This window comes from Geobacillus sp. WSUCF1 (assembly GCF_000422025.1).
In the GTDB taxonomy this organism is placed as follows: domain Bacteria; phylum Bacillota; class Bacilli; order Bacillales; family Anoxybacillaceae; genus Geobacillus; species Geobacillus zalihae.
The window spans coordinates 1-19,277 of record NZ_ATCO01000021.1 but is presented as its reverse complement, the minus strand read 5'-3'; the positions used below and the strand labels follow the sequence as shown (position 1 = coordinate 19,277).

General features: G+C 54.1%; 20 protein-coding genes, 3 tRNA genes and 2 pseudogenes. 4 read left to right on the top strand and 21 right to left on the bottom strand.

Annotation, left to right across the window (positions count from 1 at the left end):
* Nucleotides 1–83: 83 nt before the first annotated feature.
* The 12 genes and pseudogenes from I656_RS13020 to I656_RS13070 form a co-directional block, all read right to left on the bottom strand.
* Nucleotides 84–488, bottom strand: a complete 405-nt coding sequence (locus tag I656_RS13020) for a MaoC family dehydratase (RefSeq protein ID WP_020753925.1) — start codon at nucleotides 486–488, stop codon at nucleotides 84–86.
* Nucleotides 485–933, bottom strand: a pseudogene (locus tag I656_RS0114670) (MaoC family dehydratase N-terminal domain-containing protein). Before I656_RS0114670 ends, I656_RS13020 begins: the two are co-directional and overlap by 4 nt.
* Nucleotides 934–951: 18 nt before the next feature.
* A complete protein-coding gene (locus tag I656_RS13025; protein WP_013145373.1) occupies nucleotides 952–1,716 on the bottom strand; it encodes a beta-ketoacyl-ACP reductase in 765 nt (254 codons plus the stop codon).
* Between the two features lie 35 nt (nucleotides 1,717–1,751).
* Complete coding sequence (locus I656_RS13030; RefSeq protein ID WP_013145374.1) at nucleotides 1,752–2,930, bottom strand: acyl-CoA dehydrogenase family protein; 1,179 nt, start codon at nucleotides 2,928–2,930, stop codon at nucleotides 1,752–1,754.
* A gap of 180 nt (nucleotides 2,931–3,110) precedes the next feature.
* Nucleotides 3,111–3,854 (bottom strand): NAD-dependent protein deacylase, encoded by a 744-nt coding sequence (locus I656_RS13035; protein WP_015374780.1) that lies wholly within the window; start codon nucleotides 3,852–3,854, stop codon nucleotides 3,111–3,113.
* 73 nt (nucleotides 3,855–3,927) lie between these two features.
* Nucleotides 3,928–4,677: an oxygen-insensitive NADPH nitroreductase gene (gene nfsA / locus I656_RS13040; RefSeq protein ID WP_015374779.1), complete on the bottom strand. Its 750-nt coding sequence runs from the start codon at nucleotides 4,675–4,677 to the stop codon at nucleotides 3,928–3,930.
* Between the two features lie 95 nt (nucleotides 4,678–4,772).
* Nucleotides 4,773–5,606 (bottom strand): pirin family protein, encoded by an 834-nt coding sequence (locus I656_RS13045; RefSeq protein WP_020753920.1) that lies wholly within the window; start codon nucleotides 5,604–5,606, stop codon nucleotides 4,773–4,775.
* A 455-nt stretch (nucleotides 5,607–6,061) separates the two neighbouring features.
* Nucleotides 6,062–6,391: a type II toxin-antitoxin system PemK/MazF family toxin gene (locus I656_RS13050; RefSeq protein WP_011231143.1), complete on the bottom strand. Its 330-nt coding sequence runs from the start codon at nucleotides 6,389–6,391 to the stop codon at nucleotides 6,062–6,064.
* Nucleotides 6,391–6,660, bottom strand: coding sequence for an AbrB/MazE/SpoVT family DNA-binding domain-containing protein (locus tag I656_RS13055; RefSeq protein ID WP_011231142.1), 270 nt, complete (start codon nucleotides 6,658–6,660; stop codon nucleotides 6,391–6,393). Before I656_RS13055 ends, I656_RS13050 begins: the two co-directional genes overlap by 1 nt.
* A gap of 237 nt (nucleotides 6,661–6,897) precedes the next feature.
* A tRNA-Ser gene (locus I656_RS13060) sits at nucleotides 6,898–6,987 on the bottom strand.
* A 9-nt stretch (nucleotides 6,988–6,996) separates the two neighbouring features.
* A tRNA-Ala gene (locus tag I656_RS13065) sits at nucleotides 6,997–7,069 on the bottom strand.
* Between the two features lie 10 nt (nucleotides 7,070–7,079).
* Nucleotides 7,080–7,153, bottom strand: a tRNA-Pro gene (locus I656_RS13070).
* A gap of 190 nt (nucleotides 7,154–7,343) precedes the next feature.
* On the opposite strand from I656_RS13070, the gene I656_RS13075 reads away from it, so the two are divergent.
* Nucleotides 7,344–7,853, top strand: coding sequence for a hypothetical protein (locus I656_RS13075; RefSeq protein WP_020753916.1), 510 nt, complete (start codon nucleotides 7,344–7,346; stop codon nucleotides 7,851–7,853).
* A gap of 68 nt (nucleotides 7,854–7,921) precedes the next feature.
* On the opposite strand, the gene I656_RS13080 is transcribed toward I656_RS13075, so the two are convergent.
* The 9 genes from I656_RS13080 to I656_RS13120 form a co-directional block, all read right to left on the bottom strand.
* Complete coding sequence (locus I656_RS13080) at nucleotides 7,922–8,902, bottom strand: ABC transporter permease (RefSeq protein WP_011231139.1); 981 nt, start codon at nucleotides 8,900–8,902, stop codon at nucleotides 7,922–7,924.
* Nucleotides 8,895–9,809, bottom strand: coding sequence for an ABC transporter ATP-binding protein (locus I656_RS13085; RefSeq protein WP_020753915.1), 915 nt, complete (start codon nucleotides 9,807–9,809; stop codon nucleotides 8,895–8,897). The genes I656_RS13080 and I656_RS13085 overlap by 8 nt, the downstream gene beginning before the upstream one ends.
* Entirely contained in the window at nucleotides 9,806–10,603 is a 798-nt protein-coding gene (locus tag I656_RS13090; RefSeq protein WP_020753914.1) for an SGNH/GDSL hydrolase family protein, read from the bottom strand. The genes I656_RS13085 and I656_RS13090 overlap by 4 nt, the downstream gene beginning before the upstream one ends.
* A gap of 9 nt (nucleotides 10,604–10,612) precedes the next feature.
* The gene (locus I656_RS13095; RefSeq protein WP_014195759.1) at nucleotides 10,613–10,912 is read right to left on the bottom strand and encodes a transporter suffix domain-containing protein; all 300 of its coding nucleotides are present in this window, start codon (nucleotides 10,910–10,912) and stop codon (nucleotides 10,613–10,615) included.
* Between the two features lie 224 nt (nucleotides 10,913–11,136).
* The gene (locus I656_RS13100; protein ID WP_020753912.1) at nucleotides 11,137–12,093 is read right to left on the bottom strand and encodes an MBL fold metallo-hydrolase; all 957 of its coding nucleotides are present in this window, start codon (nucleotides 12,091–12,093) and stop codon (nucleotides 11,137–11,139) included.
* 287 nt (nucleotides 12,094–12,380) lie between these two features.
* Nucleotides 12,381–13,268: a sulfite exporter TauE/SafE family protein gene (locus tag I656_RS13105; protein ID WP_020753911.1), complete on the bottom strand. Its 888-nt coding sequence runs from the start codon at nucleotides 13,266–13,268 to the stop codon at nucleotides 12,381–12,383.
* A gap of 266 nt (nucleotides 13,269–13,534) precedes the next feature.
* Nucleotides 13,535–14,893 (bottom strand): type I glutamate--ammonia ligase, encoded by a 1,359-nt coding sequence (gene glnA / locus I656_RS13110; RefSeq protein ID WP_020753910.1) that lies wholly within the window; start codon nucleotides 14,891–14,893, stop codon nucleotides 13,535–13,537.
* 191 nt (nucleotides 14,894–15,084) lie between these two features.
* The gene (locus I656_RS13115; protein WP_015374770.1) at nucleotides 15,085–15,474 is read right to left on the bottom strand and encodes a gamma-glutamylcyclotransferase; all 390 of its coding nucleotides are present in this window, start codon (nucleotides 15,472–15,474) and stop codon (nucleotides 15,085–15,087) included.
* A 259-nt stretch (nucleotides 15,475–15,733) separates the two neighbouring features.
* Nucleotides 15,734–16,297, bottom strand: a complete 564-nt coding sequence (locus I656_RS13120; protein WP_033004757.1) for a thioredoxin family protein — start codon at nucleotides 16,295–16,297, stop codon at nucleotides 15,734–15,736.
* A gap of 136 nt (nucleotides 16,298–16,433) precedes the next feature.
* Between I656_RS13120 and I656_RS13125 the strand changes: the two genes are divergently transcribed.
* From I656_RS13125 to I656_RS13130, 3 genes and pseudogenes are all read left to right on the top strand, one after another.
* A complete protein-coding gene (locus tag I656_RS13125) occupies nucleotides 16,434–17,408 on the top strand; it encodes a hypothetical protein (RefSeq protein ID WP_020753905.1) in 975 nt (324 codons plus the stop codon).
* Nucleotides 17,409–17,564: 156 nt separating this feature from the next.
* A pseudogene (locus I656_RS0114665) lies at nucleotides 17,565–18,495 on the top strand (LLM class flavin-dependent oxidoreductase); the annotation flags it as partial.
* A gap of 77 nt (nucleotides 18,496–18,572) precedes the next feature.
* Nucleotides 18,573–19,220, top strand: a complete 648-nt coding sequence (locus tag I656_RS13130) for an MOSC domain-containing protein (RefSeq protein ID WP_033004756.1) — start codon at nucleotides 18,573–18,575, stop codon at nucleotides 19,218–19,220.
* Nucleotides 19,221–19,277: the final 57 nt, after the last annotated feature.

Below are 19,277 nucleotides of genomic sequence, written 5' to 3'. Positions count from 1 at the left end.
CTTGTTCGTTGTGAACACATCCCCGCAAACGGGCTGGCCCCTCGCCCCGCTTACGGCTTCAGCTTTGGGGCCGCCCGTCTTTTTCACTCGTAAAGCGCAAAGACCGCTTCACCTTTGACGACTTCTTTTCCATGCTGGTTGACGGCGGCGACGGCAAAGCGGATCGCTTTCTTGTCTTTTTCCTTCACCGTTGCTTTTAAGGTGATGACATCGTTTAAAAACACCATCGACTGGAAGCGGACGAAATAGTCTTGGACAAACCCTTCTTCGTAGTATGGCGTAAACAGCTTCGCGAGGTTGCCCATCGTCCACATGCCGTGGGCGATAATGCCCGGCAGGCCGGCTTTTTTCGCCTCTTCATCGATCGTATGAATCGGGTTGTAGTCGCCTGATGCGCCGGCATATTTGATCAAATCGAGCCGGGACACCGGTGCGAGCGTTACTTCAGGAAGCGACTCTCCGACTTGCCATTTGCGGATGCTCGTCATACGCTCATCGCCTTTCTAACCGCCTCGTTGATAATGATCGTCGAGGTGGAAGTGAAAATGAGATTTCCGTCAGCGTCCTCGCCGTTGTTGGCGATTACTAAAAAACCGAGCAGGCCCATGCTGCTTTGCTTTTCAAAGTAATCTTTTACTTCCGCATAGCAGTACAGCTCTTCGCCGACAAACAGCGGGCGCTCATAATGGAAGTGCTGTTCGCCATGGATGAGCCTTTGGACGGCAATTTCAGCCCTTCAATGACGCCGTAGTCAAACACGCGCGGAAACGTCGGCGGCGCAATGTTGCGCCCGTAGCGCGACCGTTTCCCCGTCTCTTCGTCCCAATAAATCGGGTTTGGATCGCCGATCGCCTCCGCAAACTTTTTCACCGCTCCGCGCTCAACGACATTTTTCACTTTCGCTGACCGTTTCCCGATGTCATGTTGGTACATGCCCCGTCCTCCTCGTTTTCAGCATTTCGGACCGCCGGCGACATACAGCACTTGGCCGTTGACAAACGACGACCGCTCATCGGCGAAAAAGGCGACCGCATGAGCGATGTCTTCCGGACGGCCGCTGCGCCCGACCGGGATGTTGGCGACGCTCGCTTGGATGAGCTGCTCAAACGAAATGCCAAGCCGCTCGGCCGTCGCTTTCGTCATATCGGTTTCAATAAACCCAGGGGCGACGGCATTCGTCGTGATGCCGAATTTGCCAAGCTCAATCGCCAGCGTTTTCGTAAAGCCTTGGATGCCGGCTTTCGCCGCCGAATAGTTCGCCTGGCCGCGGTTGCCGAGCGCGGATGTCGACGAAATGTTGATGATGCGCCCATACCCTTTTTCGACCATATATTTTTGCGCAGCGCGGGCGCAGTAAAACGCGCCTTTTAAATGGACGTCCATCACCGTTTGCCAGTCGTCATCGGTCATTTTAAACAGCAAATTGTCGCGGATGACGCCGGCGTTGTTGACGAGAATATCGAGCGAGCCGAATCGTTCGACCACTTCTTGCATCGTCGTTTCCACTTGTTCGCGGTCTGTGACGCTCGCCACTTTGGCGTACACCTCATACCCTTTCTCCCGCAGCTCGGCAGCCGTCGCTTCAAGGGCTTCTGCATTTAAATCGATGAACGCCACTTTCGCCCCTTCTTCTGCGAAGCGGGTGACAATCGCCTTGCCAATGCCGCGGCTTCCTCCGGTCACAAACGCCACTCTTCCTGCAAACCGTTGACTCATCGTGTTCTCCTCCCTTTCGACAACGCTTTCATTTTTTAGATGAACTGTCCAAGCTTGACGTGCCCTTTGATCAAATTGCGGGCGATAATGAGGCGCTGAATTTCATCCGTGCCGTCGTAAATGCGCCACAATCTCGCTTCACGATACCAGCGCTCGATCGGCATTTCTTTCGTGTAGCCCATGCCGCCGTGGATTTGCATGACGCGGTCGACGACGCGGTTGCCCATGTTCGCGCCAAACAGTTTCGCCATCGAGGCTAAATGGCGGTTGTCCTCCCCTTGGTCAAGCGTAAACGCCGCGTTTAACACAAGCCATTTCGCCGCTTCGATTTCTACCGCCGAATCGGCAATCATCCATTGGATCGCCTGCCGCTCGGCGATCGGTTTGCCGAATGTGACGCGCTCCTTCGCATAGTCAATGGCCATTTGCAAAAGCCGCTCGGCCGCTCCGACCGCACGGGCGCCGACGACCCAGCGGGCGTAGCCGATCCACTCAAGCCCAAGCTTATAGCCGTGATGCAGCTCGCCTAAAATGTTTTCTTCCGGCACGCGCACGTTTTCGAAAATCAAGCTGGCTGGAGTGGAAGGTCCCATCGTATGTATCGGTTCCGAACGCCAGCCCATCTCGCGGTCGACGATAAAACACGTCACCCCTTCACGCCCGTTCGAAGCTTGGTGACGCTCTTTGTCGGTGATGGCGATGACCATGACGAAATCGGCTTCATTGCCGCCGGTAATGAATGTCTTCTCCCCGTTTAACACCCACTCGTCGCCGTCTTTCACCGCCGTCATTTTAATGTTGCGCGTATCTGATCCTGCTCCCGGCTCGGTCATGGCAAAGCACGATTTTTTCTCGCCGTTGATCGTCGGGATCAAATATTTTTTCTTTTGTTCTTCATTCGCGTAATACAAAATGTTGTCCGCCGATCCGCCAAACTGGAACGGAACGAGCGTTTTCGACACTTCCATTAGGACGATCGCCTGCATGACGTGGCCCAAGTTCGCGCCGCCGTATTCCTCCGGCGTGTTGATCCCCCAAAAACCCGCTTCTTTCGCTTTTAATTGCAATTCTTTCAATTTCTCCGGCGCAAGCCCGGGCTTTCCTTCCCGCTCATTGCGCAACACTTCGTTTTCAAGCGGCATTAACTCTTTTTCCACAAACTTGCGGATCGCTTTTTGCACCATGCGCTGCTCGTCCGTTAAGCGCAAATACATGATGGTCCCCTCCGTTTTCCGTTACGCCTTTATGCTCGGCTCCACTCATCAAAATACCAACCGGTTGGTATGTTATCTTTATTATATTCGAATGTTCTGAAAAGTACAATACCTTTTTTGATTTTTTGTCCAACGGGAAAACGCCATATGCGTTCTCCCGTTGGCATGGAATCTATCGATCTATTCCGCCTGTATTTGCTTGCGCACGCTAGCGACCGTTTCCCCGATTCCGCCATAAATGACAAGGTCAAACATCCCGTCCATTCTTGTCGCTGTTTTGTTGATCAATACTTTCCTTGTTGCCGGCGATTCGGCGGCAACATAAAACGGGATTTGATTCACGGGCGCCACTTCCAAACTTGTTCCCATGGCCAGAAGCAAGTCGCTCTCCGCCGCTCTAGCGAACGCTTCTTCGATACGAGGAACAAGCCCGCCAAACAAGACGACATCCGGTTTGACAATCGTCTGGCACTTTTCGCAGCGCGGCACCTCGTGGCGGTTGATAAACGACAGATCATACTTGTTGCCGCATGACGGGCATGTCGCCGTCTGCAACGTGCCGTGCAGCTCAATGACATTCGTGCTCCCTGCTTTTGTATGCAGCCCGTCAATATTTTGCGTCAAAATCGTCACCGTCTTGCCCATCTCCTCAAGCCAACGGAGAAACCGATGCCCATCATTCGGGGCAAAGCCGCCCATCATTTTTAATGAAAACATCCGCTTGAATCGACGCCAAAAATCAGCCGGATCTTTTTTGTAATAATGCTCTGACAAATAATATTCGACATGGTCCTCTTGGGCGTAAAGGCCGTTTTCGCTGCGAAAATCAGGAATGCCGGACTCCGTGCTCATCCCGGCCCCGGTCAGGACGGCGATTGTATTCGCCTCTTTGATCCATTGCGCCAGTTGCCGGATTTTGTCCACTCTCGTTCTCTCCTTTCTTACGAACCTCTTGGACTTCGGGAATGGGAGCTGGGGGCTCCCGCCTGCAGCGAGGCTACCGTAAATTGAACCCTTTCCCTTCCACAAACTCCTTCATGTACATCCGGACTTGGCGGCTGAGCATATCGGCCATCTGCCCGGTCCATGTGTCGCGGCGGCGGCCGTTTGTCCGTTGTTCATAATAGGTAGAAACGGTTTCATTGTAGCGCTGCAGCTGCGCGATGAATCGCGCCCGGTCTTGGTCGTATTCGTCCTCGTGATAAACGTGTTCAAACGGCAACCGCGGCTTTTGATCCGGCGTTTGTGCAGGATAGCCGACGGCAAGCCCAAACAGCGGAATGACCCGCTTCGGCACATTTAGCAGCGCACATACTTCCGGCAAGTTGTTGCGCAGCCCGCCGATATAGCAAATGCCAAGCCCCATCGACTCCGCGGCAATGGCGGCATTTTGCGCCGCAAGCGCCGTGTCAATCAGCGCAACCATAAACTTTTCCGTGCTCTCAAGCGATGGAAGCACGTCTTTTCCTTCTAGCTCGCCAATGAGCTCATGGCGGTGAAAATCAGCGCAAAAGACAAAGAAATGGCCGTTATGCTCGACGTACGATTGATTCCCGGCCAGTTCAGCGAGCTTCCGTTTTTTCTCCGGATCTTTCACGCCGATGATGGAGTACGCTTGAACGTAGCTTGATGTCGACGCCGCTTGGGCGCATTCAACGATCGTGCGGATTTGTTCGTCCGTGAGCGGCTGGTCTTCAAAACGGCGGATCGAACGGTGCTGGAGAATCGTTTCGATGACTTGGTTCATGACTATGTCCTCCTTGAACAGCCCAACGGCTTCTTTTTGTGAACATGATAACAAAAAAGAAAGAGCCATACAACGAATCGGCTCTTTCCCTTCCGTTATCGCCCAAACCGCCCTTCCTGGTAATCGCGAATCGCTTCGCGGATTTGTTCCGGCGTGTTCATGACGAACGGCCCGTAGGCGACGACCGGTTCGTTCACCGGCTCACCGGCGTAAAGAAGAAGGCGGAGTTTTTCGCGGGCGGTCGCGTTTAGCTCCGTTTCCTCGCCGCGGTTGTGGCGGCTGAAAAACAGCGCTTGCCCGGCCTTTCCTTCCGTATGGTCAGCTCCGAACGTGCCGCTCCCTTCTAAAATGTACAAAAAGCCGTTGTAATGCCCCGGCAAATCTTGCACGACCGTTGTTCCCGGTTCGACAATCATTTCCACCATCGTGACAGGAACGATGTTCTTCGTCGGGGCTTGCACCCCTTTGGATGACCCGGAAAAGACGCGGATCACCGCTCCTTCCTCTTTTCGCACCGGCATCTCTTCGGCGCGCAAGTTTTGGTAGCGCGGCTCGGCCATTTTATGCGTGCTCGGCAAGTTGACCCAAAGTTGCAAGCTGTGCACCGTTGAACCGGGCGCCGGATCTTCCTTATGGACGACGCCGCGGCCGGCCGTCATCCATTGCACATCCCCGGGGCCGAGCGTGCTGTGGCCGGCTTTGCTGTCGAAATGTTCAAGCTCGCCGCTGATCACATACGTGACCGTCTCAATGCCGCGGTGCGGATGGACGTCAAACGTTCCTCGCTCAAAAATGTCTTCCATCAGCAACAAAAACGGATCATACTCTTGCCAGTTCCCGGGCTCAAGCACCGAACCGCTCTGATGAATCGGGCTGTTGGTCGTCATTTGCACGGTTTTCACGCGACGAATGCGGCGTTGAATCGCCATAACCTCTCCTCCCTTATGTTGCGCAATCCCGGCCGTTGCCGGAAGGAGTGCAGCTCAATCGGCAAACCGCTCCCCCCTTCATCGTACCGGATTCAACGAAAAACAGGCAAGCCATCCGCCTGAAAAATGGCGGCCATACCGCTCGCAAAAAACAAAAAACCTGCCGGCACTCGGCAGGTGGACGTTGGAAGAGGGATTCCAATCCCACCATAAAACGATTGATATTTCAAGGATGAATGGACATGCTCGTTCATCACGTGCAAAATTTGTGCAAAATAATCTCCAGTGTGTCAATCCATGCAAAAAAGCGGGACGATCCGCCTTCTTTTCGTTGCTCAATTCTGCCTTTTTCACAAAATATCCGAAGGAAGTCTCCCGCCTCAAGGAGCGTGAAGGGCAAAAATGTACGCAAAAAGTATGCTAAAAGTGAACAAAAGGCCAACATAAATGGCCTTTCACGAAAGAAAAGTATGAATCAGATCCAAGCAATCCGAAACAACTTCATTGGGCGCCCGTCCTACTATTTGAAGCTGTCGGGCGCGCCAATCTAAACTTTTGACCTGATCGGTTAAAATCACGCCTTCAACGGCCAAGCCTGATGGCAATTCCACTTCAAATGGATATCCTTTTTGTTGCCGGGTGATCGGGCAAAGCACCGCAAACCCTGTCAATTGATTGAACCGCTTTGGTGATAGAACGATGCCGGGCCTTTTTCCTGCCTGCTCATGCCCTGCTTGTGGATTGAAATTGACGTAAACAAGATCCCCACGATCCGGCGCTTGCATCAGAACAATTCATTCCCTTCTGTTCCAAAATCAATTTCAGCATGGCGATTTTCCGGCGTGATTTTAGCCAAAAGTTCCTCCAATGTCGGCTTCTTCTTTTTCGGGATCAACTTGATCGCTTGGTTCTCAACGATCATCTCCACTTCTGATCCTTGATGAAGCGCTAAACGTTCAGCAATCACGCTTGGGATACGAACCGCAAGGCTGTTTCCCCATTTTTGAACGGTTATTGTCATGATTGACACTCCTTTCTGTTTGTTTAATTCCATTATACCTCTCTCCTTTCATTTCGTATATACATAGTATATACATAAATTCAAAAAAAGATGCCATCGAGACGGTGTTTTCGATTCGAAACGAACGATTACGATTGATGATAAGACGCTGAACATGTTAAAGGATTTGAAGAAAAGTCAAAAGGATTCCCAAAAAATGAAAAACGACTGCCAACGCAGTCGTATCAAGGGTTTCATGATTTACCATTTGACAGGATCGGATATTAGAAATGGAGGAAGAGGGATTCGAACCCCCGCGGGCTGTGACACCCCTAGCGGTTTTCGAAACCGCCCCCTTCAGCCAGACTTGGGTATTCCTCCGTATGAAAATGGAGCCTATCGGATTCGAACCGATGACCTCCTGCGTGCGGGGCAGGCGCTCTCCCAGCTGAGCTAAGGCCCCAAATTAATGATCGGGAAGACAGGATTTGAACCTGCGACCTCACGGACCCGAACCGTGTGCTCTACCAAGCTGAGCTACTTCCCGACATAGGCTGGTTTACCTTGCGACAATTCACATTCTATATGAACCTCAAAGGAAAGTCAATAGTTTTTTTATCTTTTTTTCGCCATAACGGATGAAAATTGATCTTTTTTCTGAAACGACCTGCATAGCTGCCGCTCCTTTTTTCCTATACTAAAAACACAGCAACCGTGTAAAGGAAAGGGGGCGCTTTGTGAAACTCATTCCGCCGGCGCGGCGCAAACGGGCGCATTTGTCGCAATTGACAACCACCCATTTCCATTTGCGTCATCCGCTTGTCGTCGCCTTTTTTTCCTTTTCGTTTCCGGGTTTCGGCAATTTGATGCAGCAACGCTACGCCACGGCCTTTATGTTAATCCTCTGGGAGCTGTTTATCAACACAAAAGCCCATATCAATACAGGTATATTATACTCGCTGCTTGGCGATTTTGAAAAGGCAAAAGCCGTTCTTGACGAACGATGGCTCATGTTTTATGTGGCCATCTACATGTACAGCATTTGGGACAGCTACCGCGGCTCCGTCGACATGAACAAGCTGTATTTGCTCGCCGACCGCGAAGATGCGCCGATCTCTTCCATACCGAATGGGATCGTGCTTCTCATCCGTTGCGATGAACAGCAATGGCCGGCCGTGGAGCAGTTGCTGCGGGGCCATCACGCGCTTGGACTCGCCGGCGTTCACGACAAGCAGCCGAATAGATAGGCATTTCATCCCCTTTCACTGAAAAACCCGAGGGAACACCCCCTCGGGTTTTCGCCGCTCTGCCGTTTTCAATAGACATCTCGCCGCATAAAGACAAAAAAAGCGACAAGAAGCCCTGCAAGCCCCCAGACAGCCAGCACGGCCATCGAAAAGCCAAGCGTCATCCCCTCAATCGGCGGAGCCGCTCCTTTGATGTAATCCGTCAGCCGCAAATTGACCATAAACAAATATTTTGCCGAATGCCACGACGACACCATGTTCGACAAAATCGCGCCAGAAATCAATGCTGCCAGCATGATGCCCATCACCGCCGCCGTGCTCCTAAGCAGCACGGAAAACATAAACGTCAGTGTACCGACGACAACGCTCACAAACGCTGCCAGCCCGAGCTCGATCAAAATGTATTTCCATTGCGGAATCATGTGGACATTCGCTGTATTGAGATCCTCTCCTTGCTGGACAAATCCGGTCAACAGCGGCAGACGGAAGCCGCCATATCCAAACACGAGTCCGGAGATGGCATACGACAGCACCGCCGCCATCAGCATAATGAGCGACACCGACAGGAGCAACGCGATATATTTGCTCAACAAAATTTTCCACCGCTTCACCGGCCGAACGAGAAGCAGCTTGATCGTTCCAGCGCTTGCCTCGGACGACACTAAATCGGCCGCCACCACCATCACTAAAAGCGGCAAAAACAAGTCGATGGCGTTTTCGATAAACGTCCGCATAAACGTCGGCGCTCCAGGGGCGGACGGATTAATGTTGTGCTCTAAGTAGTACTGCTGCTGCTTGAGGCGGATTTGCAAGTATTTCCGCCATTCCTCCGACATGCTCGGCGACTGCAAGCGGTTTTGCAAATCGACGATTTGCTGCTGCAGCTGCGTCCGCCAGTCGGTCGTGCCAAGCCGTTTTCTCAGCTCTTCCGTCTCGCGGTATTGGGCGTATGTAAACAAGGCGACGAGCACCGCAATGATGGCGGCGATCACCCATAGCCGCTTTTTGCGGACGATTTTCAACATTTCATTATACACGAGCTTACTCAATCGTTTCGCCCCCTGTCAGCTCGATAAACAAATCCTCGAGCGTCGGCAGCCGCGGTTCAATTTTCGAAACCGAGACGCCGGCTTGGACAAGCTTGGCGTTCCAAGCGGCTAGTCTCGACGGCTCATATGGCGTGACGATCGTCTCTTCATCAGCGCGCAGCACCTCGGTTTCCGCCGCTAACAGCGCCCGCGCCCGATCCGTTGGAGCGGCTTTCCAGACGACGCGCGCCTGTTGGTTTAACAGCCGCTCAACCGTGTCCACGGCCAAGAGCCGCCCTTTCGCCATAATGGCGACGCGGTCGCACATTAATTGAATTTCACTTAACAAATGCGATGAAACAAGGACGCTCAACCCTTCCGTTTCCGCCAAAAAGCGGATGAAGGCGCGCATTTCGCGAATGCCGGCCGGGTCAAGGCCGTTGGTCGGCTCGTCCAAAATGAGCACCTTCGGCTTTCCAAGCAGCGCCTGAGCGATGCCGAGCCGCTGCCGCATGCCGAGCGAATACGTGCCCACTCGGTCATGGATGCGCTGTTCAAGGCCGACGAGCTTCGCCACTTCCATGATCCGATCTGCACCAATTCCCGGCATCATGCGGGCGAAATGTTCAAGGTTTTCCCAGCCTGTTAAATACGGATACATTTCTGGGTTTTCGACGATGCAGCCGATCTGGCGGATCGCGTCGGTAAACTGGCGGTGAAGATCATACCCGCAAATCGCCACCGTCCCCGACGTCGGCCGAATGAGCCCGACGAGCATGCGGATCGTCGTCGTTTTTCCTGCGCCGTTCGGCCCTAAAAAACCGAATACTTCCCCCTCATGCAACTCAAACGAAATGCCTTTAATAATTTCCTTGCCGCGAATCGTTTTCCGCAGCTCTTTGACCGCTAACGTCACCTGTTTGGTCATTGCTCACCCTCCTCCGTCAACGTGATGAGCGAGGCGACGCGCTCTCCAATCCGCTTGTAGCCTGCCGCGTTTGGATGAAAATGGTCGCTGTACAAATAGTCGTTGACATGGAGGGCAAACAAATCAAACGTCGGCACCGCGACGATGTTCGGATAGCGGGCCGCCACTTCCGCTGATGCAAAATTCCAATCGCGCACAACCGCCGACGTCCGTTTGGCATCGTCTAAATCGCCAAACGGGTTGTACAAACCGATCGCAAAAATGACCGCTTCGCTGTTGAAGCGGCGCAGCGCGGCGAAAATACGGTCTAGGTTGGCTACATATCGCCGTTTCGCCTCATTCAGCTGCTTTCGATCCAGTTTCAACGCTTCCCCGCCTTGAAACAAGTCGTTGCCGCCGATGGTCATCACAATAAGATCCGCCATGGCGACTTGCCGCTGAATCTCAGGCTGGCCAAGCTGGCGAAGCAGTCCGTCAGAGCGAAGGCCGCGGATGGCCAAGTTCGTCACACGGATCGGCCTATCCGTTTGCCGGCGAAGCTCATCGACCATATAGCCGACATACCCTTTTCCGCTTTCATCGCCCGTTCCTCTCGTCAACGAATCGCCAAGAGCAACAATATCCATTTTCTCGTCATGTTGCCTTGTTTCAGCCGTCGGCGGCCGTTGTTCTTTCGTCGGCGGCTTGGCGGCCGAAAAAAACTGGTCTTGCACCGCCAATGCCAGGCCGCCAAGCCAAAGCACTCCAGACAGGGCGGCAACGGCTATGAGAAGCGCAACTGTGCTCCGTCGCATGCAACCACCTCATTTCTTCATCGTTGTCATCTCTCGCGATCCGTCTTGGCATTGTTCGCCATCATTGGTTTGATCCGACAACCGCCGTTTTATTCGCCAATGTTTCAGATCCCAATACTTCTTCAGCTTCGACGCCGCTTCCTTTCCAACCAACAGCGCCCCGATCCAAAACATGATTTCCGCCGCCACAATGGCAACCGCAACGATCGACGCTTTGGCCGCAGTCGAAAACGGTAAAAATGGCGCGATGGGCGGAATGACCCAAACGACGAACGATGCGATGATGAACCCGACGCCAATGTGATGCATGACGGACCGCCTCTGTTTCACTCTTCCGTTCCCCCTTGCTCATGGACGCTCTTTCCAACAGGAATCAGGATCGCTTATTTCCACTCTAACATATACACCGCAATTTCACGAAATGATCCGCCTAAAAACCGAACACACACAAAAACAGTTTTTCCCGTTTTTCCAATTTTCGCTTTCCCGTCAAAAAAAGAAACCCAGCCGAATCGGCCAGGCCAATCGAATGATCACCGTTGTTTCTGCCAATAATCGATCAACCCCATCGCGCACACTTGCAAATCAAGCTCGATCGCCGCATGCGCCGACGACGAAGATGGAGCGCCATGATCATCAAGAAACGCCATCACTTCGCCGCGCAACCGGTGCGCTGCCATTTTCGCCTGCTCGGCAGCCGGCGCTTCCGGATGACGGTCGACCGCTTCTTTTCCCGCCGCCACGAACTTCGGCAGCCAAACGCGAAGCTGGCGGAACGCTTCCTGCGGGTCATCCAGCATGCCAAAATGGCCAAAATAAATGCGTTCCGGTCTCAGCTCCTCAAGTCTTGCCGCCGACTGCTTCATGGCCTCGGGATCAAATTGGTTCGGAGATGTTGAAGGCAGGCAAAACGTAAGCCCCGCTTCTTGCAGCTGCGGATAAAAAACGCCGATCGTATCGCCGGTGAACACGCCGCGGCTGTACGAATCATAAATCGAAGCGTGATGGTTCGCATGCCCCGGCGTATCATAAAACACAAGCGTCCGCTCCGCACTCAACTCCAACGTTTCCCCGTCCTCTTTCACGATCAATCGCTCTTCTGGCACCGGAAGAATCGGATCAAAGAGCGACTCAAACTGCGCGCCGTACACCGCCTTCGCTCCAGCGATGAGGCGCGATGGATCAGCCAAATGCCGCTTCCCTTTCGGATGGACGACAACCATCGCATTCGGGCAATGCTGAAGAAGCAGCCCCACGCCGCCCGCATGATCCAAATGAATATGGGTAACGATAATATAGCGGATCTCGCCCGGGTCAATATGAAGCGCTTTCAACCCAGCAAGCAAATGCGGCACCGACGGGCTTGGCCCTGTTTCCACGATCGCCAAGTTCTCTTCGTGAAGCACGTATGTACCGGTGCGCTGCGGCATGCGCAAATCATACAAATCGATGAGTGAAATGCGGCGGCCGAGATCAAGCGGCTGTGCCATGTTCCCTCTCCCCCTTTGGTTGATGATACAGAATATTTTAGCATAGAAACCGGCTTCCCGCTACAGGGGCTGATAAAAAAGCAGCCCCTGCCCAGAGGGCAAGAGCCGCCTTCTCGTTTCAACTGTCGTCAAACGGGGCAACAACTGCTCCGCGCGCTATTTTTGAGGGCAGGCGCTGTCGACCGTTGCCCTCCGCAGCACGAACAAGCTCCCTGATGCTCAACCCGACCGCATCCAACGCTGCCGCCAACAGAAAGACACCGCCGTTTGCCAAGCGCGCCCAATGCTTACGACGCCAACTCCCTGCTAGTCGCCTTTCCTTTCCGTCCGTTTCTGATCGCCAGCCATACCGCCGCCGCCCAGCCGATGACGATGAGGCCATAAACGGTCGGATACACCGGCGCAGGCGCCTCCCAAGCGTGCAGGAGCGTGCGGACGTTCGTCAAAATAATCAACCCGCCGACCAACACTCCAAGCAAATGGGACGGCAGTTTGCGCACAAGCCAAGCCGCGATCGGCGCAGCAACGACCCCGCCCGCCATGAGCGTCAGCACCCAGTACCAGTTCACTTGCTCCCAACCAAGCGAAATGACGAATCCTAGCGTCGCCGACAGCGCGACGGCAAATTCGGATGTATCGACGGTGCCGACCACCTTGCGCGCTTCCATGCTTTTATTGGCCAACAGCACCGGCGTCGCAATCGGCCCCCATCCTCCACCGCCGGTCGCATCAAGGAAGCCAGCCACCAATCCGAGAGGGACGAGCTGCTTATTGGACCACTGTTTTCCGGGCGTCGACGGCGCGCGGCCGTTCAACACTAAAAATCGATAAATAATGTAAAAGCCAAGCGCCAACAAAAACAAGGATACATATGGTTTAATCAAATCTCCCGGCAAGTTGCTTAAAAAGCATGCTCCGACAAACGCGCCGACCGACCCGGGAATGATGAGCCTAAAGGCCATGCGGCGGTCGACGTTGCCGAACTTCCAATGGGAAGCGCCAGATGCCGCCGTCGTCACCACTTCCGCCAAATGAACGGACGCCGAGGCGACGGCCGGAGCGATGCCGAACGTCAACAGCAGCGTCGACGACGTGACGCCATACGCCATCCCAAGCGAGCCGTCAATCAGCTGGGCGATAAATCCTACAAACACAAAAACGATCAGTTTTTTCATTGGTTTCCCTCCGTTTTCAATGGTTGAGCGCGTTACTTATAATTTAAATCTCATTATTCATAGATGTCAACTATGAATTTTAAAAAAATAAAAAATGCTATCATTTATTTTAGTCCCCGCTCGCAAGATGACGTTGCGAACACCAACGGCTTGGCGGCCGACGGACGGAAGGCGCCGCGCGGCCGTCCATCAAGACAAACAGCCGCCTGCAGAAAAAAGGCGCCCCGAATATGGCGACGGGACACCTTTTGGATGCTGGCTTTCGATCAGAACTTCCCTTGATACCGCTCGACTTCCCAAGCGTGGACCGCCGTGCGGTAGCTGTTCCATTCGTCTTTTTTCATCGCGACGTATTCGTTGAATACGTGCTCGCCAAGCGTCGCGCGGCCGATGTCTCCGCTTTCTAGCGCTGCGATGGCCTCGCCCAAGTTTTCCGGCAAGTTGTCAATGCCAAGCTCCGCACGTCGTTCTTCCGACATATGGAAGATGTCTTCATCAATCGGCGCCGGAGCGGTTAAACCTTTTTCGACACCGTCAAGGCCAGCGGCAGCGATGATGGCATACGCCAAATACGGATTGGCCGACGGATCCGGGCAACGGAGCTCAACGCGCGTCGCGACGCCGCGTTTGGCCGGAATGCGGATGAGCGCCGAACGGTTCGAAGCGGACCAAGCGATGTAGCAAGGCGCTTCATACCCTGGCACAAGCCGTTTGTACGAGTTGACAAGCGGGTTCGTAACCGCCGCGAAGTGTTTTACGTTTTTCAGCAAGCCCGCGATGAATTGGTACGCTGTTTCTGACAACTGATTCGCATCGTTCGGATCAAAGAACGCATTTTCGCCATCTTTGAAGAGGGAAATGTTGACATGCATGCCTGAACCGTTGATGCCAAACACCGGTTTTGGCATAAACGTCGCATGAAGACCGAACTTGCTGGCAATCGTTTTGACAACCCATTTGTACGTCGTCGCATTGTCAGCCGCACCGAGCGCATCGGCATATTTGAAGTTGATCTCATGCTGGCCTTCCGCCACTTCATGGTGCGACGCTTCAATCGTAAAGCCCATCGCTTTTAAGGCGCGGTAAATTTCAAGGCGAACGCGTTCGCCCAAGTCTTTCGGAGACGGTTCGAAATAACCGCCGCCATCATGGAGCTCAAGCGTCGGATTGCCGTTTTCATCGGCTTTGAACAGGAAAAACTCCAGCTCTGGGCCGACCGAGATCGCATACCCTTTTTCCGCCGCCCGCTCCACCGTTTTTTTCAACACGTTGCGCGGGTCGCCCTCAAACAGCGTGCCGTCCGGATTGGTCACCGAGCAGAGAAAGCGCGCTTCCGCATAGCCTTCCTCGACCGTCCACGGCAAAACAGCAAACGTATTCAAATCCGGAAGAAGATACAAGTCGGAACGGTTGATCGGCGAGAAGCCTTTGATCGACGAACCATCAAACATGATTTTCCCTTCGACAACATCATCAAGCTGTTCAGCCGTCACGGTCACGTGCTTTAAGATCCCTTCAATGTCGACAAACTGCAAATGAAGAAGTTCAACGTTCTTTTGTTGGATCGTTTCTTTAATTTGTTCAAGCAATCCCGTTTGGGTGGAGGAAACGAACGTTTTTGACATGTCACATTACCTCACATTCTTACGTTTATTTTTCTAACATGCTTTTATTATAGAAAAAGAGTGGCCGTTTGGCAACACTTTTTTAGCAATTTTTCTGTATTTTTATAACGATTTTTTGCAATCGTTTTCATATTCATGTAAAAAATAAACAGCCCAGAGGATGACCGTTCCTCATAGGCTGTTTCTAGATGTTACATTTTCTCCTCACGCCGCCGCCATGATCCGGACGGAATAAGCGGCAAGCCGGCCGCTTTTTCCGGCGGATAGACGTACACATATCCTTCGATCGGTTTACGCGCGTCGCGAACCCACACCCGTTCGTATTCGTTATCGCGCCGCCCTTCAACGTAATCCTCGAGCTCATCCATTGCCTTGAGCCCTTCTTCCGTCACCGTCAGCCACTCCCCTTCCACTTCCCCCTCTTCTCCAAGCACAAGCGCAGGGTATGGGCCAACGTTGTATAAGCGGCCGTTTACTTTCCCTGAGCATACAGCGCGAACGTACGGAGCGACCACTTCATGGTTTTCTTCGCCAGTCAGCAGCGTGCCATACACAAACACCCGATATCGCCCTTCCGCCATCTCCTCGTTCTCCTTTTGTTTACATAACATAGATTATGAAAACTCAAGGAAAGGAAACAAAAACAATGGAAGCCCTTCCTCTCATCCATCCTTGCCGCTCCGAGGCGGCGCCAGTGTGAATTTGTTCAGTAGATCGCGGCCACAAAAACGCCGTGCCGGCTGCACTCGCAAGCCGACGGCACGGCGATGGCGATTCCGCAACGAACGAATGATGCTTTCTCCATCATACCCGCTTCACAATGAAAAGTCAAGCAAATTGTTACAGTGCTTGTTTCCATTTAATGCTGCAGCCGATGCTCGGCTTTTGCTTTTCTGGGACCGGCCGGCCCTCGAGCAAAGCGTCAAGCGCGGCGCGGATCGACTCCCCAGTGACCGGGATGCCGTTATTCGGGCGCGAGTCGTCCAACTGGCCGCGGTAGACGCATTTCAGATCCCGGTCGAAAATGTAAAAGTCCGGGGTGCAAGCGGCGTCGTACGCTTTCGCCACCTCTTGCGTCTCATCGTACAAATACGGAAACGGATAGCCGAGCTCTTCCGCCACCTTTTTCATGTTTTCCGGCGAATCGTCCGGATATTGTTCAACGTCGTTCGAATTGATGGCGACAAACGACACCCCTTTGGGCATGTAATCGTTCGCGAGGCGAACAAGCTCGTGCTGGACATGTTTCACAAACGGACAATGGTTGCAAATAAACATCACGACCGTCGCGACGTCCGATTTTACATCGTCAAGGCGAACGAGCCGGCCATCGACGGCGTTCGGGAGAGCAAACGGCGGCGCCTGTTTGCCAAGCGGAAACATGTTCGATTCAACAGCTGGCATCAACAACACCCTTTCTCCGCTATTTTCTTTCATTATAGCAAAAGACAGCCAGATGCCACAAATGCGGCGCCCAAACCGAACCGCACAGCTCGGCATATGATGCCACATAGACGAACGGAAAGGAGGCTTTTGCGCGTTGATTTATATGAATAAACACATGACCCCGCGCGTGTACGGGCCGGCTGCCGCGCCGCCCGCATCCCACCCGGTGTTTTATTACCGCCGCACGGACGCTCAACAAATGCTCGAACAGCAAAAACAACAGTTCGATCAGCTGGCGGAACGGCTCGCCCAGCTTGAGGCCGCCATCGAAGAAGGGCAAAAGAAACAGGAGGAACAGCGCGAACAAATGGCCGACGTGTTCGCCCGCCTCGAACAGTCGCTTGCTGCCGGCTGGGCGCGGCAAAGCGGGCAGCTTGCCGAGGCGCTGGCTGAGCTCGAACAAACAGTGACCGCTGGTCAAGCAGCACAAACCAACTATTACGAAGAAATGGCCGCCATGGTTGCCTCGCTTCAGCAAGCGGCCGAAACCGGGCAAAAGCAACAGGAAGCGCAAAGCGGGCAGTGGGCGGAAGCGCTCGCCCGCATCGAGCGGCTGCTTATGGAAGCACAGGCGGGGCAAGCCGCCTTGGCCGGAACGCTCGAACGCCTCGAGCAGTCAGTCATCGCCCAGCAGGAGCGGGAGGAAAGGCGGCAATCGCGGTGGGAAGAGCAGCTGGCCAAAGAAGAAGCGGCGCAGCAGGCCGTCATCGAAGCGCTCACCGTGCAAAGCGACACGATGCGCCGGCTCGAACAGCGGACGGCCGAACGCGAGCAGCTCGCCGAAGGAATGGCCGCCCGCCTCGAAGGGCAAGAAAAACTGTACCAAAAGTTGATCGAACAGCTCGAGCTGCAGCACGTGTTCCACGAGACGGTCATCGAACGGCTTGAAGCGCAAGAGGCAGCGCAATACAAAGTCACCCGCCAGCTTGACAGTTTAAAAGAAGCGCTGTATGAGCGATGTTCATTTATCATTGACAGCATGAAACAGCTGTTTCATTCCTTCTTCCCTAAGCGCGGCCCCAAACCCGACCGCCAGGCGGCCGAACAAAAGCAGTCCGTCAGCTTGTGAACTGCCGTGCATCTTGACGGGATTGACCGATCCGCCGGCGGCGGATCGGTTTTTGCCGGACGGGCGGGCAAATGAATGGACAAATCGAAACAAAACAGCGCATAATAGAAACTAATCATTTTTCCCGCCGCTGCGGCGGAAGAAGGAGGAATCGCAATGGCGCTGCAACTGAGCGTCCTCGATCAGTCGCCGATCGCGGAAGGCATGACAGCGGAAGAAGCGCTCGAGAACACCGTCAAGCTCGCCCGGCATGTTGAGCAGCTCGGCTATAAGCGGTTTTGGGTGTCAGAACACCACGATACGAACAGCCTTGCCGGTTCGTCGCCGGAAGTGCTGCTCGGACACATCGGAGCGAAAACGTCGCGCATCCGCATCGGCTCGGGCGGCGTGATGCTGCCGCATTACAGCCCGTACAAGGTAGCGGAAAATTTCCACGTACTTGCCGGACTCCACCCCGGCCGCGTCGACCTCGCGTCGGGCGGGCGCCGGGGGGATGCCGCGAGCGACGATCGCGCTGCAAGGCGACAGACGACGGTCCGTCGACCGCTACCCGGAGCAAATTGACGACTTGCTCGGCTATTTGTATGACGCCTTGCCGCCGGTTCACCCGCTGTATGGCGTCAAGGCGACGCCGATCGTGCAGTCCCCGCCGGAACTATGGCTGCTCGGCTCCAGTTCGGAAACGGCGAAGCTGGCAGCCGATAAAGGGCTGCCGTACGTGTTCGCCCAGTTTATCAACGGGGAAGGCGGCGAACATTATATGCGGCTGTACCGCGACCGGTTTGTTCCATCGCCGTATTTGGCCGAGCCGCGCGGAATGGTCGCGGTGTTTGCAATTTGCGCCGAAACGGATGAAAAAGCGGAATGGATCGCGGGAAGCCTTGACTTGACGCTGCTCATGATCGAGCAAGGGATGGCGCTGAACGGCACGCCAAGCCCGGAAAAAGCGGCTGCGTATCCGTACAGCCCGTATGAGCGCAAACGGGTGGAAGACAACCGGCGGCGGATGATCGTCGGCAGTCCGGCGCGCGTCAAAGACGAGCTGTATCGGCTGAGCGAAAAGTATGAAACAGAGGAAATCATGCTCGTGACGATTACATACGACTTCGAGGATAAACTCGCGAGTTTCCGGCTCATCGCCGACGCTGTATGGGGGTGAATGCGATGCAGATTCTCTCCATTAATGTCGGGAAGCCGAAAACGCTCCACATCGGCGGCCAGCGGATCACAACCGGCATTGACAAAACGCCGGTCGCTCATCCCGTTGCAGTCGGCAAACAAAACTTGGCTGGAGATGGACAAGCCGACCTCGTCCATCACGGAGGAGAAGATAAAGCGATTTGCGCCTATCCGTCCGAGCATTTCGTCTATTGGGAAGAGCGATACGGCCGCCCATTTACGGCGGGGGCGTTTGGCGAAAACTGGACGCTTCTCGGGTTGACGGAAGACGATGTATGTCTTGGCGACATTTATGCCGCCGGCACAGCGCTCGTACAAGTGTCACAGCCGCGCCAGCCGTGCTCCAAATTGGCGTTCAAACATCAGCTGCCCGATTTGCCGAAAGCCGTCTGCCAGACAGGAAAAAGTGGGTTTTATTTCCGCGTCTTGCAAGAAGGCGTCGTAGAGCCGGGCGCGCCGCTCGTTCTCGTCGAACGGGGCGTGGGGGCGCTGTCCATCGCGTATATCAATCACATTTACTATCATGAGCGCGACAATGCTGCTGCCATGAAGCAAATCGCCAGCCATCCGGCCTTATCCGCAAGCTGGCGCGAAACGTTTCAAAAGCGTCTCGCCGCTCGGCCCCGGCCGTAAAGCACAAAGCGGCGGAAATGACTAACAAAATATCTTTATACCCGTGGTGCTAGATAA

What these genes read in the sequence shown, in the direction of transcription:
- glnA (WP_020753910.1), bottom strand. Translation starts at nt 14,893, where the DNA reads ATGTCAAAAACGTTCGTTTCCTCCACCCAAACGGGATTGCTTGAACAA.
- I656_RS13095 (WP_014195759.1), bottom strand. Translation starts at nt 10,912, where the DNA reads ATGCATCACATTGGCGTCGGGTTCATCATCGCATCGTTCGTCGTTTGG.
- I656_RS13100 (WP_020753912.1), bottom strand. Translation starts at nt 12,093, where the DNA reads ATGGCACAGCCGCTTGATCTCGGCCGCCGCATTTCACTCATCGATTTG.
- I656_RS13120 (WP_033004757.1), bottom strand. Translation starts at nt 16,297, where the DNA reads ATGCCAGCTGTTGAATCGAACATGTTTCCGCTTGGCAAACAGGCGCCG.
- nfsA (WP_015374779.1), bottom strand. Translation starts at nt 4,677, where the DNA reads ATGAACCAAGTCATCGAAACGATTCTCCAGCACCGTTCGATCCGCCGT.
- I656_RS13055 (WP_011231142.1), bottom strand. Translation starts at nt 6,660, where the DNA reads ATGGAATTAAACAAACAGAAAGGAGTGTCAATCATGACAATAACCGTT.
- I656_RS13105 (WP_020753911.1), bottom strand. Translation starts at nt 13,268, where the DNA reads ATGAAAAAACTGATCGTTTTTGTGTTTGTAGGATTTATCGCCCAGCTG.
- I656_RS13090 (WP_020753914.1), bottom strand. Translation starts at nt 10,603, where the DNA reads ATGCGACGGAGCACAGTTGCGCTTCTCATAGCCGTTGCCGCCCTGTCT.
- I656_RS13020 (WP_020753925.1), bottom strand. Translation starts at nt 488, where the DNA reads ATGACGAGCATCCGCAAATGGCAAGTCGGAGAGTCGCTTCCTGAAGTA.
- I656_RS13085 (WP_020753915.1), bottom strand. Translation starts at nt 9,809, where the DNA reads ATGACCAAACAGGTGACGTTAGCGGTCAAAGAGCTGCGGAAAACGATT.
- I656_RS13130 (WP_033004756.1), top strand. Translation starts at nt 18,573, where the DNA reads ATGCAGATTCTCTCCATTAATGTCGGGAAGCCGAAAACGCTCCACATC.
- I656_RS13050 (WP_011231143.1), bottom strand. Translation starts at nt 6,391, where the DNA reads ATGCAAGCGCCGGATCGTGGGGATCTTGTTTACGTCAATTTCAATCCA.
- I656_RS13030 (WP_013145374.1), bottom strand. Translation starts at nt 2,930, where the DNA reads ATGTATTTGCGCTTAACGGACGAGCAGCGCATGGTGCAAAAAGCGATC.
- I656_RS13025 (WP_013145373.1), bottom strand. Translation starts at nt 1,716, where the DNA reads ATGAGTCAACGGTTTGCAGGAAGAGTGGCGTTTGTGACCGGAGGAAGC.
- I656_RS13045 (WP_020753920.1), bottom strand. Translation starts at nt 5,606, where the DNA reads ATGGCGATTCAACGCCGCATTCGTCGCGTGAAAACCGTGCAAATGACG.
- I656_RS13115 (WP_015374770.1), bottom strand. Translation starts at nt 15,474, where the DNA reads ATGGCGGAAGGGCGATATCGGGTGTTTGTGTATGGCACGCTGCTGACT.